Here is a 13,382-nt window from a genome sequence, read left to right as displayed (position 1 = left end):
CGCGCGAGCTCGTTCGAGCGTGGGGGAGTCGGCAACCGACGACAACGCCGCTGGGGGTCCCCCCACGCCGTCAAGGCAGTGGGGGAGGGCGTGCCAGCCCCCGCGTCTGCGCCATGATCCGCCGGACCGGCCCTAGTCCCAGTCCCAGCCGATCCCCACGATCCCGGACCGGACCCGCGGCTCCACCAGGTGGACCGAACGGTGCCGTTCGCTCACCGGCAGCTCCTGCCGGTCGCTGCGCGGGGCCGCGGCGGAGTGCTGGGTGAACCGGTGGCAGCGCACCGGGAGGGCACCGGCGTCGAACCGCACCTGGAGGGCGTACTGCCCGCCCGCCGAGTCGAAGCCCCGGACGTACTCGCGCGACACACCGGCCGTGCCGTCCTCGACGCCGTACCGGAAGAGATACGTGTCGCCGGCCCGCAGCCTGGTGTCGAAGAGCAACTCGGCCACCAGCACCCCCGTGTCGTGGTGCCGGCGCACGCGTCCGGTGCGGCAGTTCTCCAGCGCCTGCACCGCCATCCGCTCCGGCACGCAGCCCGGATCGCCGTGGTGGACGGCGACGAACCGGTCCACACCGTCCCGCAGGGCGCGCACGATGTGCTGCGATTCGCGCCCGGCCAGTTCGCGGCGCGCCCCGATGCGCACGCGCTCGTGGTGCCCGAGGGTCTGCAGTCCGCCGTCGGGCGGAGTGTCCAGATCCGCCAGCAGCCGGCGCAGCACACCGGAGGCCTCGACGAAGGAGCGGTAGGAGCGTGAGGAGGGCCGCCCGGCGGCCGGGTGCTCCCGGTCCCCGCCGTTCTCGGCCAGCAGCCGGATCAGGGACTCGTCCGGCAGCCGCAGTATCTCCTCCAGGGCCCGTACGGCCCGCAGCGACTCCGGGCGCTGCGGGCGCCTGGCGCCCTGCTGCCAGTAACTGAGGCTGGTGACGCCGACCCGGACCCCGTAGCGCGACAGATGGTGCTGCACGCGTTGCAGCGGCAGCCCGCGGGCGGCGATCGCGGCGCGCAGCGCCACATGGAAGGGGCCGCCCCGCAGGGCCGTGTCCAGTTCCGCGGTGGCGACGTCCGTCTGCTGGGAGGCGTGCGGCATGCACGGGCCTTTCTGTGAAGGTGCGGGGTGCACAACGGCTGGTCAGACCGTTCACGCGAGTCGCAGGGACCACCCCCGCGGCCCCGACTTCCCCCGCATTGAAGCGTGTTGCCCAAGTCCCGACAACACCTGAGGCGGGACGGCGGCGTACTCCTGGCCGAGTCCGTACCCCTCGCGGCGGTGAGCCCGCGCTCCCCGCGGTGGGGAGTCCGCGCCCCGCCGAGGGGCGCCGCGCCCCGGGCCGGGGGAGCGGAGTGCTCCCGGCGAGGCCGGTGCCGAGCGCGTTGTCCACAGGCTCGCCGCGCTGTCACTCCTCGCCAGTAGGGTGTGAGACATGGCCGACCCCTCCAGCTACCGCCCCAAACCGGGAGACATCCCGGACTCTCCCGGGGTCTACCGATTCCGGGACGAGCACCGCCGGGTGATCTACGTCGGAAAGGCGAAGAGCCTGCGCCAGCGCCTGGCCAACTACTTCCAGGACCTGGCGAACCTCCACCCGCGCACCCGCACCATGGTCACCACGGCCGCGTCCGTGGAGTGGACCGTGGTGTCCACGGAGGTCGAGGCCCTCCAGCTGGAGTACTCCTGGATCAAGGAGTACGACCCCCGGTTCAACGTCAAGTACCGCGACGACAAGAGCTACCCCTACCTCGCGGTGACGATGAACGAGGAGTTCCCGCGCGTCCAGGTCATGCGCGGCCACAAGAAGAAGGGCGTGCGCTACTTCGGCCCGTACGGGCACGCGTGGGCCATCCGCGACACCGTCGACCTGCTGCTGCGCGTCTTCCCCGTGCGCACCTGCTCGGCCGGCGTCTTCAAGAACGCCGCCCGCACCGGACGCCCCTGCCTGCTCGGCTACATCGGCAAGTGCTCCGCCCCCTGCGTCGGCCGGATCTCCGCCGAGGACCACCGGGAGCTGGCCGAGGAGTTCAGCGACTTCATGGCCGGCCGCACGGGCACCTACCTGCGCCGCCTGGAGCAGCAGATGGCGCAGGCGGCCGAGGAGATGGAGTACGAGCGGGCGGCTCGCCTGCGCGACGACATCGAGGCCCTGAAGAAGGCCATGGAGAAGAACGCGGTCGTGCTCGCCGACGCGACCGACGCCGACCTGATCGCCGTCGCCGAGGACGAGCTGGAAGCGGCCGTGCAGATCTTCCACGTGCGCGGCGGACGGGTGCGCGGTCAGCGCGGCTGGGTCACCGACAAGGTGGAGGAGGTCACCACCGGGGCCCTGGTCGAGCACGCGCTGCAACAGCTGTACGGCGAGGAGAGCGGGGACGCCGTGCCCAAGGAGGTCCTCGTCCCCGCCCTGCCCGACCCCCTCGAGCCGGTCCAGCAGTGGCTCACCGACCGCCGCGGCTCGGGAGTGTCCCTGCGCATCCCGCAGCGCGGCGACAAGAAGGCCCTCATGGAGACCGTGCAGCGCAACGCCCAGCAGGCGCTCGCCCTGCACAAGACCAGGCGCGCCTCCGACCTGACCACCCGCTCGCGCGCCCTGGAGGAGATCGCCGAGGCCCTCGACCTGGACAGCGCCCCCCTGCGCATCGAGTGCTACGACATCTCCCACCTCCAGGGCGAGGACGTGGTGGCCTCCATGGTCGTCTTCGAGGACGGCTTGCAGCGCAAGGGCGAGTACCGGCGCTTCCAGATCAGGGGCTTCCAGGGGCAGGACGACGTCCGCTCCATGCACGAGGTGATCACCCGGCGCTTCAGGCGCTATCTGGCCGACAAGGAGAAGACCGGCGAGTGGGTGGACGACGACCTCAAGGACGAGGAAGGCCGTCCCAGGAAGTTCGCCTACCCGCCGCAGCTCGTCGTGGTCGACGGCGGGCAGCCCCAGGTCGCCGCGGCCCGGCGGGCCCTGGACGAGCTCGGCATCGACGACATCGCCGTGTGCGGCCTGGCCAAGCGCCTGGAGGAGGTGTGGCTGCCCGGCGAGGACGACCCGGTGGTCCTGCCCCGCACCAGCGAGGGGCTGTACCTGCTCCAGCGCGTCCGCGACGAGGCCCACCGCTTCGCCATCACCTACCAGCGCACCAAGCGGGCCAAGCGGTTCCGCGCGGGCCCCCTGGACGACGTGCCGGGCCTCGGCGAGACCCGCAAGCGAGCGCTCATCAAGCATTTCGGCTCGGTGAAGAAGCTGCGGTCCGCCACCCTCGACCAGATCTGCGAGGTCCCCGGCATAGGCCGCAAGACGGCCGAGACGATCGCCGTGGCCCTCGCCCAGGCGGCCCCGGCCGCACCCGCCGTGAACACGGCGACCGGAGAGATCATGGAAGACGTGGAAGAGGCGGCATCCGGAGCGACGGCCGGTGCCGCAGGGGAGCCCGTTCCCACGGGCGCCCGGAACGAGCGACGGGGCCAGGAGACATGACCGAGCACGACGAGCAGCCCGCACAGCGGCGAGAACAGGCGCACCCCACCCAGCCGCGGGATCAGGCCCGCCAGGAACCACGCGAGGACCAGCGGCAGCCCGCGGTCCGGAAAGACGGAGCACAGGTGAGTACGGGCATCGACACGGCCGGCGTCCCCGACGCGGCCATCCCCGAACTGGTGATCATCTCCGGCATGTCCGGCGCCGGCCGGTCCACGGCCGCCAAGTGCCTGGAGGACCTCGGCTGGTTCGTCGTCGACAACCTGCCGCCCGCGCTGATCCCCACCATGGTGGAGCTCGGCGCCCGCTCGCAGGGCAACGTGGCCAGGATCGCGGTCGTCGTCGATGTCCGCGGCCGCCGCTTCTTCGACAACCTCCGCGAGTCCCTGGCCGACCTCGAGGCCAAGCACGTCACCCGGCGGATCGTCTTCCTGGAGTCCTCCGACGACGCCCTGGTGCGCCGCTTCGAGTCGGTGCGCCGCCCGCACCCCCTGCAGGGCGACGGCCGCATCGTCGACGGCATCGCCGCCGAGCGCGAGCTGCTGCGCGAGCTGCGCGGCGACGCCGACCTGGTGATCGACACCTCCAGCCTCAACGTGCACGAACTGCGCGCCAAGATGGACGCCCAGTTCGCCGGCGAGGAGGAGCCCGAGCTGCGGGCCACGGTGATGTCCTTCGGCTTCAAGTACGGCCTGCCCGTCGACGCCGACCTGGTCGCCGACATGCGGTTCCTGCCCAACCCGCACTGGGTGCCGGAGCTGCGCCCGTACACCGGTCTCAACGAGGAGGTCGCCGGGTACGTCTTCAACCAGCCCGGCGCCAAGGAGTTCCTGGACCGCTACGCCGAGCTGCTGCGGCTGATCTCGGCCGGATACCGCCGCGAGGGCAAGCGCTACGTGACCATCGCCATCGGCTGCACGGGCGGCAAGCACCGCTCCGTGGCCATGTCGGAGAAGCTCGCCGCACGACTCGCGGCCGAGGGCGTGGAGACCGTCGTCGTCCACCGGGACATGGGGCGCGAGTGACCGGACGTACTCCGCGGCTGAGCAGACTGCGCCGGGTGGTGCCCGAGGGACGAGCGGGCCGGCTGTCCGCCGCCTCGGGCCGCCAGGCGACCGAAGGGCGCGCGACCGGCCCGGAGACCCGGGGCGCCCGGCCGCGCCGTCGCGGTGCCCAGCCCAAGGTGGTCGCGCTCGGCGGCGGCATGGGCCTGTCCGCCTCGCTCGCCGCACTGCGCCGGATCACCGGCGACCTGACCGCTGTCGTCACCGTCGCCGACGACGGCGGCTCCAGCGGGCGCCTGCGCGACGAGCTGGGCGTACTGCCGCCCGGCGACCTGCGCAAGGCGCTGGCCGCGCTGTGCGGCGACGACGACTGGGGCCAGACCTGGGCCCGTGTCATCCAGCACCGCTTCACCTCCCAGGGCGACCTGCACGACCATGCCGTCGGCAATCTGCTGATCGTCGCCCTGTGGGAGCAGCTCGGCGACCACGTCCAGGCCCTGGACCTGGTCGGCAAGCTGCTGGGCGCGCACGGCCGCGTGCTGCCCATGTCCGCCGTGCCGCTGGAGCTCCAGGCCCTGGTCAAGGGACACGACCCGGAGCGGCCGGACGACGTGGACACCGTCCGCGGCCAGGCCACGGTGGCGCTCACGCCCGGCGAGGTGCAGTCCGTCCACCTCGTGCCGCACGACCCGCCCGCCGTCCCGGAGGCCGTGGCGGCGGTGCTGGACGCGGACTGGGTGGTGCTCGGCCCCGGCTCCTGGTTCTCATCGGTCATCCCGCACCTGCTGGTGCCCGAGCTTCTTGACGCGCTCACCGAGACGAAAGCGCGCCGCGTGCTCTCCCTGAACCTCGCCCCGCAGCCCGGAGAAACCGAGGGCTTCTCCCCGCAGCGTCATTTGGAGGTTTTGGGACGACACGCCCCTAAACTCGCCCTGGACGTGGTGCTGGCCGACGAGGCCGCCGTGCCCGACCGCGAAGTGCTCACCGAGGCCGCCAAGCGGTTCGGCGCCGCGGTCGAGCTGGCGCCGGTGGCCCGGAGGGACGGAACTCCGCGGCATGACCCGGAGCTGCTGGCCGCCGCGTACGACCGTATTTTTCGGATGCATGGAAGGATCGGCCCATGGCGATGACGGCAGCGGTGAAGGACGAGATCTCCCGGCTCCCCGTCACCCGGACCTGCTGCAGGAAGGCGGAGGTATCCGCCATTCTGCGGTTCGCCGGCGGCCTCCACCTGGTCAGCGGGCGCATCGTGATCGAGGCGGAACTGGACACCGCCATGGCGGCACGGCGGCTGAAGCGGGACATCCTGGAGATCTTCGGACACAGCTCCGAGCTGATCGTGATGGCGCCGGGCGGGCTGCGCCGCGGCTCGCGCTACGTCGTCCGCGTCGTCGCGGGCGGCGACCAGCTGGCCCGCCAGACGGGTCTCGTCGACGGGCGGGGCCGCCCGATCCGCGGCCTGCCCCCGCAGGTGGTCTCGGGGGCCACCTGCGACGCCGAGGCCGCCTGGCGCGGGGCGTTCCTGGCGCACGGTTCGCTCACCGAGCCGGGCCGCTCCTCGTCGCTGGAGGTGACCTGCCCGGGACCGGAGGCCGCGCTCGCCCTGGTCGGCGCCGCCCGTCGGCTGTCGATCGCCGCGAAGGCCCGTGAGGTGCGTGGAGTGGACCGGGTCGTCGTCCGTGACGGTGACGCCATCGGCGCGCTGTTGACGCGTCTCGGCGCTCACGAGTCGGTGCTGGCCTGGGAGGAGCGGCGGATGCGCCGCGAGGTCCGTGCCACGGCGAACCGGCTGGCCAACTTCGACGACGCCAACCTGCGCCGCTCGGCCCGCGCCGCGGTCGCCGCCGGAGCGCGGGTGGCCCGGGCCCTGGAGATCCTCGGCGACGACGTGCCCGAGCACCTCGCGGCGGCGGGCCGGCTGCGCATGGAGCACAAGCAGGCCTCCCTGGAGGAACTGGGCGCGCTCGCCGACCCGCCGCTGACCAAGGACGCCGTCGCCGGCCGCATTCGCCGGCTGCTGGCCATGGCCGACAAGCGCGCCGCCGACCTGGGCATCCCGGGCACCGAGGCCAACCTCACCGAGGAACTCGCGGACAACCTCGCGGGCTGACCCGCGTACATGCCACGGCGACCACGAACGCCCACCGCCGACCGCCACGGGGGGCTGTCCGTGGTCGTCCACGGTGCGCGGGGGATGGTCGCGGTCGGCGGTCCACCAAGTGCCCGCGCCCCCACGCCGACCGGTCGCACCACAACGCCGCCCGGCCCGGCACCCGCCCCGGCCGGTCTCTCCCCCGCCTCGGCCGGTCTCTCACCCACCCCGGCCGGCCCCACCCTCCGCACCCGTCAGGTGCCCGTGGCGTGTGGGCGGGCCTTCGCCCTGGACGGGGTCGTCTCGGGCCCCGTCGGGCAGGTGGGCGGCGGTCTCGACCGCAACTCCCTTTGCATGCCGCGACTCTTCCCGCAAGTGGGGTCGGTACGACGACAGTTCGTCGTCCGCCGGGCATCAACTGCCGCTCCGCGGCGGGCCATCCGCCGCGCGCCACCCCCTCGCGCCGTCCCCATGCGCCGTCCGCCACCCGTCGTCGGCCACCCGTCGTCGGCCGGTCGGCCGGTGGTGGCAGCGGCCCCGGACGGCCCCTTCCGCGCCCCCTCTTCAGGGCCCGCGGAGCGGTCCGCGGACGGGATTTCACAAGTGAGCCGGGGTGCTCACGAAAGAGTGACCAATGCGGTCAACCCGGCAGCGACATCCGTAGCGAAATGGAGTGATCCGGACGCTCGTGCGAGCGGCCCGTGTCTCTACTGACGGGTATGGATCGCCGTGCCTTTCCTGGAGCGTCCGAATGTCACTTCAGGGGCCTCGGAGGGGTAGGGTCGTGGGTGGTCGGGGACATCCCAATACAGCTCGCCGGCGTCGAAACCGGCGTACCAACGAGGAGATCGGTTCGTGACGATCCGCGTAGGCATCAACGGCTTTGGCCGCATCGGTCGTAACTACTTCCGCGCGCTGCTGGAGCAGGGTGCAGACATCGAGATCGTGGCTGTCAACGACCTGGGTGACACCGCGACCACCGCTCACCTGCTGAAGTACGACACCATCCTCGGCCGCCTCAAGCAGGAGGTCTCGCACACCGAGGACACCATCACCGTCGACGGCAGGACCATCAAGGTCCTCTCCGAGCGCAACCCGGCCGAGATCCCCTGGGGCGAGCTGGGCGTGGACGTCGTCATCGAGTCCACCGGCATCTTCACCAAGAAGGAAGACGCCGAGAAGCACATCGCCGGCGGCGCCAAGAAGGTCATCATCTCCGCCCCGGCGAAGAACGAGGACGTCACCATCGTGATGGGCGTCAACCAGGACACGTACGACGCCGCGAACCACAACGTCATCTCCAACGCCTCCTGCACCACCAACTGTGTGGCGCCGATGGCGAAGGTCCTCGACGAGAACTTCGGCATCGTCAAGGGCCTGATGACGACGGTGCACGCGTACACCAACGACCAGCGCATCCTGGACTTCCCGCACAAGGACCTGCGCCGCGCCCGCGCCGCCGCGGAGAACATCATCCCGACCACCACCGGCGCCGCCAAGGCCACCGCCCTGGTGCTGCCCCAGCTCAAGGGCAAGCTGGACGGCATGGCCATGCGCGTCCCGGTCCCCACCGGCTCGGTCACCGACCTCGTCGTCGAGCTCTCCCGCGAGGTCACCAAGGAAGAGGTCAACGCCGCCTTCCAGAAGGCCGCCGAGGGCGAGCTGAAGGGCATCCTCGAGTACACCGAGGACCCGATCGTCTCCTCCGACATCGTCAACGCCCCGGCGTCCTGCACCTTCGACTCCTCCCTGACCATGGTCCAGGAGGGCAAGAACGTGAAGGTCATCGGCTGGTACGACAACGAGTGGGGCTACTCCAACCGCCTCGTCGACCTGACGGTCTTCGTCGGCAACCAGCTCTGATCGAACCCAGCAGGCACCTCGATGTGAGTCCAGGGCTCGGGCAGCGCAGCGTCGCGCGGTCCGAGCCCTGACGCACGTACGGCGTGATGCACGTACGGCGTGATGCACGTGCGACGTGACGCACGCATGGCGTGACGCGCGCACGGCGGGCCGGACGCACCGGCAGCGGGCCGGCCGGCGCCGGTACCGTGCCGGTCCACGACCCCGGCCGACGTGCGGATCGACCAGCCCTCGTACGATCAAGAGCCCCTCCTCAGGAGTCCCATCCATGAAGACGATCGACGAACTTCTCTCCGAAGGCGTGAACGGAAAGCGGGTCTTCGTCCGCGCCGACCTCAACGTGCCGCTGGCCGACGGTGTCATCACCGACGACGGCCGCATCCGTGCCGTGCTGCCCACCGTCAAGGCCCTCGCCGAGGCGGGCGCCAAGGTGGTCGTGGCCTCTCACCTCGGCCGTCCCAAGGGCGCCCCGGACCCCGCCTTCTCCCTGCTGCCCGCCGCCGAGCGGCTCGGTGAACTCCTCGGCGCGCCCGTGGCGTTCGCCCAGGACACCGTCGGCCCCGCCGCCCACGACGCCGTGGACGGCCTCCAGCCCGGCCAGGTCGCGGTCATCGAAAACCTGCGCTTCAACCCCGGCGAGACCTCCAAGGACGACGCCGAGCGCGGCGAGTTCGCCGACCGGCTGGCCGCCCTCGCGGACGTCTACGTCGGCGACGGCTTCGGCGCGGTGCACCGCAAGCACGCCTCGGTCTACGACCTCCCGGCCCGTCTGCCGCACTACGCCGGCTACCTCATCGCCACCGAGGTCGGCGTCCTGAAGAAGCTCACCGAGGACGTCAAGCGGCCCTACGTCGTCGCCCTCGGCGGCGCCAAGGTCTCCGACAAGCTCGCCGTCATCGACCAGCTGCTCGGCAAGGCCGACCGGCTGCTCATCGGCGGAGGCATGGCGTACACCTTCCTCAAGGCCAAGGGGTACGAGGTCGGCAAGTCCCTCCTGCAGGAGGACCAGGTCCCGGCCGTCCAGGAGTACATCGAGCGCGCCGAGAAGACCGGTGTCGAGCTGGTGCTCCCGGTGGACGCGCTGGTCTCGCCGGACTTCCCGGACCTGAAGACCAAGGCCCCGGCCCACCCGACCGCCGTCGCCGCGGACGCCATCCCGGCCGACCAGGAGGGCCTGGACGTCGGTCCCGAGACCCGCACCCTGTACGCCTCGAAGCTCGCCGACGCCGCCACCGTCTTCTGGAACGGCCCGATGGGCGTCTTCGAGCACCCCGACTTCGCCGAGGGCACCCGGGCCGTCGCCCAGGCCCTGGTCGACTCGAAGGGCTTCACCGTCGTCGGCGGCGGCGACTCCGCCGCCGCCGTCCGTACGCTGGGCTTCGACGAGTCGGCGTTCGGCCACATCTCGACCGGCGGCGGCGCCTCCCTCGAATACCTCGAGGGCAAGACGCTCCCCGGCCTCGCCGCACTGGAGGACTGACCTCAATGACCACCCGCACGCCGCTGATGGCGGGCAACTGGAAGATGAACCTCAACCACCTCGAGGCCATCGCCCACGTCCAGAAGCTCGCCTTCGCCCTGGCCGACAAGGACTACGAGGCCGTCGAGGTCGCCGTCCTGCCGCCCTTCACCGACCTGCGCTCCGTGCAGACCCTGGTCGACGGCGACAAGCTGAAGATCAAGTACGGCGCCCAGGACATCTCGCAGCACGACTCCGGCGCCTACACCGGCGAGATCTCCGGTCCGATGCTGGCCAAGCTGAAGTGCACCTACGTGGTGATCGGCCACTCCGAGCGCCGGCAGTACCACAACGAGACCGACGAGCTGGTGAACGCCAAGGTCAAGGCCGCCTACAAGCACGGCCTGACCCCGATCCTGTGCGTGGGCGAGGAGCTGGAGGTCCGCGACGCGGGCAACCACGTCTCCCACACCCTCGCCCAGGTCGAGGGCGGTCTGAAGGACCTCCCGGCCGAGCAGGCGGAGTCGGTCGTGATCGCCTACGAGCCGGTGTGGGCCATCGGTACCGGCAAGGTCTGCGGCGCCGACGACGCCCAGGAGGTCTGCTCGGCGATCCGCGGCAAGATCGCCGAGCTGTACTCGCAGGAGCTGGCCGACAAGGTCCGCATCCAGTACGGCGGCTCCGTGAAGGCGGGCAACGTCGCGGAGATCATGGCGCGGGCCGACATCGACGGCGCCCTGGTCGGCGGCGCCTCGCTGGACGCCGACGAGTTCGTCAAGATCGTCCGCTTCCGCGATCAGTGAACCGGACGTGAGTAGGCGGTAGCGGCGATACGTCGTACCCTGGCGGGGGCACAGCCGAGGCGCCGTGCCCCCGTCGTCCATCCGAATCCGAGGAAGTTGGTCCAGCCGTGGTTCTGGGGTTCTCGATCGCCCTGATCGTCTTCAGCCTGTTGCTGTTGCTGCTGGTGCTGATGCACAAGGGGAAGGGCGGCGGCCTCTCCGACATGTTCGGCGGCGGCATGCAGTCCTCCGTCGGCGGCTCCTCGGTCGCCGAGCGCAACCTCGACCGCATCACCGTGATGATCGGCCTGCTGTGGTTCGCGTGCATCGTGGTCCTCGGCATCCTGATGAAGTCCAGCAGCTGACGCGATCCAGCTGACGCGATCCAGCAGCTGACGCGGTCCCGCCGGCCCGCCGCCGGCCGGTGCACACCGCACATTCCGTACGTAAAGCCCCATGGCCGGTACGCGCTCCGGAGCGCGGCCTATCATGGGGCTTGCGTCTGTGGTGGGGGCCGGCAACTCCAATCACTGGACGCGCGTTGGGCCTTACGTAGACTGAGGCGCTCGCAGCGAAGCGGAACGCCGACTCGCTTCGCGGCACCATCACGCAGGGAGTTACACCGTGGCAAGTGGCAACGCGATCCGAGGAAGCCGGGTCGGGGCGGGGCCGATGGGCGAGGCCGAGCGCGGCGAGTCCGCGCCGCGTCTGCGCATCTCCTTCTGGTGCTCCAACGGGCACGAGACGCAGCCCAGCTTCGCCAGCGACGCGCAGGTCCCCGACACCTGGGACTGCCCGCGCTGCGGCTTCCCGGCCGGTCAGGACCGGGACAACCCGCCGGACCCGCCGCGCACCGAGCCGTACAAGACGCACCTGGCGTACGTACGGGAGCGGCGCAGCGACGCGGACGGCGAGGCGATCCTCGCCGAGGCGCTCGCCAAACTGCGCGGCGAGATCTAGGAGTTCACCTCCGGCCGTGCCCGTGGGCGCGGAGCCGGACCTGCTTCGTTCCCCGGCCGGCAGGCCGCCGCGGACCGATTGTCAGTGGTGCCCTCTACGGTTTGTGCATCAGGCGAAATCGTGAGGGGGGCGAGGACGTGACGACGGCCGGGGTGGTGCGGGCAGCGGGGACGGGGGTGGGCGCCGCATGGCGCGGGGCGTTCGGGCGGCTGTGGAGTGCCGCCGTGCTGTCCAGCTTCGGTGACGCGCTGCGTACGGCGGCGCTGCCCCTGCTGGCCGCGTCGCTGACCGATGACCCCCTGCTCATCGCCTCGGTCACGGCCTGCGGCTATCTGCCCTGGATCGTCTTCGGGCTGCTGGGCGGCGCCGTCGCCGACCGCGTGGACCAGCGGCGCGCGATGTGGACGGTGGACGCGGTACGCGGCCTGCTGGTCGGCGGCTTCGCGGTGGCCGTCGCCCTCGGGCACGCCTCGATCGCCCTGCTGATCACCCTGGCCTTCGCGCTCACCACGCTCCAGACGCTGTTCGACAACGCCGCCACGGCCCTGCTGCCCGCCCTCGTGGACCGCGAGGCGCTCGGCAGCGCCAACGCCCGGCTGATGACAGGGCAGCGCGTCGCGGGCGGGCTGCTGGGCGGTCCGGCCGTGCCCCTGCTGCTCGCCGCCGCGGCGTTCACGCCCTTCGCCGTCGACGCCGTCACCTTCCTCGTGGCCGCCGCCCTGGTGGCCTCGCTGCGGACGAGCACGCCCGAGGCGAAGCCGAGACCGGCGGGCAGCACCCTGCGCCGCGAGATCGCCGACGGCCTGCTCGCTCTCGGACGGGACCGGGCGCTCAGGGCGCTGTGCACCGCCACGGCCCTGTGCAACGTCGGCATGGGCGCCCTCATCGCCACCCTGGTCGTCCTGGTGACCGGCTGGCTGCACACCGGCCCCGGGGGGTACGCGGCGGCGACGACCGCCTACACGGTCGGCAGCCTGGCCGGGGGAGCGGTCAACAGCCGGATCGTGGCGGGGCTTGGCCGCATACGGGCCGTGTTCCTGGCCGGCACGGTGCAGATCGCCGCCCTGCTCGTCATCGGCTCGGTGCGCAGCCTGGTCGCGCTGGTGGCCGCGCTGGCCGTCTTCGGTCTGATGGGCATGGTGTGGAACGTCAACACCACGACGCTGATGCAGCAGCGCAGCCCCGCCGACATGCTCGGCCGGGTCAGCGCGGCCTTCCGGACCCTGGCGGTCGCCGGTGTGCCCCTCGGCGCGCTGCTCGGCGGCGCCGTCGCCACCGCCTGGGGGCCGAACACCCCGGCGCTGCTCACGGCCGCGTTCTTCGTCCTGTCCGTCACCGCACTGATACCCGCGCGCGGGCAGTACGTAGGAGGGGTTGCGCGGAAGCAGCAGGTGCCCCCGCGGCAGGCGGCGTGACGCCGGCTCAGGCGACCGGCCGATCAACTAGGTTGGACCGGCAGCGGGGCAGGACACACCAGGACAGCTGGGAAAGAAGGCTGGAGCCCGAGATGAACACAGACGGCCGTACCAGGCTCGACCAGAGGCCCGAGTGGGCCGCGCTGGCCAAGCATCGTGAGCAGCTCGCCGGAACAGGGCTGCGGGACCTGTTCGCGGCGGATCCGGGGCGCGGCGCCGGATACACCCTCCAGGTCGGCGACCTCTACGTCGACTACTCCAAGAACCTGGTCACCGACGAGACTCTGCGGCTGCTGCGGGAGCTGGCCGCCGCCACCGGCGTGGCCGGGCTGCGGGACGCGATG

11 protein-coding genes and 1 pseudogene are annotated in these 13,382 nt (G+C 71.8%); 11 read left to right on the top strand and 1 reads right to left on the bottom strand.

Going from position 1 to position 13,382, the window contains the following annotated elements:
- Nucleotides 1-132: 132 nt before the first annotated feature.
- Entirely contained in the window at nt 133-1,089 is a 957-nt protein-coding gene (locus tag ABZ484_RS36700; RefSeq protein WP_358870291.1) for a hypothetical protein, read from the bottom strand.
- 334 nt (nt 1,090-1,423) lie between these two features.
- On the opposite strand from ABZ484_RS36700, the gene uvrC reads away from it, so the two are divergent.
- The 11 genes and pseudogenes from uvrC to ABZ484_RS36645 form a co-directional block, all read left to right on the top strand.
- Nucleotides 1,424-3,463, top strand: coding sequence for an excinuclease ABC subunit UvrC (uvrC, locus tag ABZ484_RS36695; RefSeq protein ID WP_358870290.1), 2,040 nt, complete (start codon nt 1,424-1,426; stop codon nt 3,461-3,463).
- Nucleotides 3,460-4,488, top strand: coding sequence for an RNase adapter RapZ (rapZ, locus tag ABZ484_RS36690; protein ID WP_358870289.1), 1,029 nt, complete (start codon nt 3,460-3,462; stop codon nt 4,486-4,488). The genes uvrC and rapZ overlap by 4 nt, the downstream gene beginning before the upstream one ends.
- Nucleotides 4,485-5,597, top strand: coding sequence for a uridine diphosphate-N-acetylglucosamine-binding protein YvcK (yvcK, locus tag ABZ484_RS36685; protein WP_358870288.1), 1,113 nt, complete (start codon nt 4,485-4,487; stop codon nt 5,595-5,597). Before rapZ ends, yvcK begins: the two co-directional genes overlap by 4 nt.
- Complete coding sequence (gene whiA / locus ABZ484_RS36680; RefSeq protein ID WP_218513052.1) at nt 5,588-6,577, top strand: DNA-binding protein WhiA; 990 nt, start codon at nt 5,588-5,590, stop codon at nt 6,575-6,577. Before yvcK ends, whiA begins: the two co-directional genes overlap by 10 nt.
- Nucleotides 6,578-7,414: 837 nt before the next feature.
- Nucleotides 7,415-8,422, top strand: a complete 1,008-nt coding sequence (gene gap, locus ABZ484_RS36675) for a type I glyceraldehyde-3-phosphate dehydrogenase (protein ID WP_358870287.1) — start codon at nt 7,415-7,417, stop codon at nt 8,420-8,422.
- A gap of 268 nt (nt 8,423-8,690) precedes the next feature.
- On the top strand, nt 8,691-9,902 hold the full coding sequence (locus ABZ484_RS36670) for a phosphoglycerate kinase (RefSeq protein ID WP_358870286.1): 1,212 nt from the start codon (nt 8,691-8,693) through the stop codon (nt 9,900-9,902).
- A gap of 5 nt (nt 9,903-9,907) precedes the next feature.
- Nucleotides 9,908-10,684 carry a triose-phosphate isomerase gene (tpiA, locus tag ABZ484_RS36665; RefSeq protein ID WP_358870285.1) on the top strand — a complete coding sequence of 259 codons (777 nt, stop codon included), beginning with the start codon at nt 9,908-9,910 and terminating at the stop codon, nt 10,682-10,684.
- Between the two features lie 107 nt (nt 10,685-10,791).
- Nucleotides 10,792-11,028 carry a preprotein translocase subunit SecG gene (gene secG, locus ABZ484_RS36660; RefSeq protein WP_358870284.1) on the top strand — a complete coding sequence of 79 codons (237 nt, stop codon included), beginning with the start codon at nt 10,792-10,794 and terminating at the stop codon, nt 11,026-11,028.
- Nucleotides 11,029-11,335: 307 nt separating this feature from the next.
- Nucleotides 11,336-11,623, top strand: coding sequence for an RNA polymerase-binding protein RbpA (locus tag ABZ484_RS36655; protein WP_004002138.1), 288 nt, complete (start codon nt 11,336-11,338; stop codon nt 11,621-11,623).
- A gap of 137 nt (nt 11,624-11,760) precedes the next feature.
- Nucleotides 11,761-13,038, top strand: a complete 1,278-nt coding sequence (locus ABZ484_RS36650) for an MFS transporter (RefSeq protein WP_358870283.1) — start codon at nt 11,761-11,763, stop codon at nt 13,036-13,038.
- Nucleotides 13,039-13,130: 92 nt separating this feature from the next.
- Nucleotides 13,131-13,382 (top strand): annotated as a pseudogene (locus ABZ484_RS36645) (glucose-6-phosphate isomerase); the annotation flags it as partial.

It is taken from the genome of Streptomyces sp. NPDC006393 (assembly GCF_040628575.1).
GTDB lineage: Bacteria > Actinomycetota > Actinomycetes > Streptomycetales > Streptomycetaceae > Streptomyces.
The sequence above is the reverse complement of the archived record's forward strand: the minus strand, read 5'-3'. Positions and strand labels throughout refer to the sequence as shown.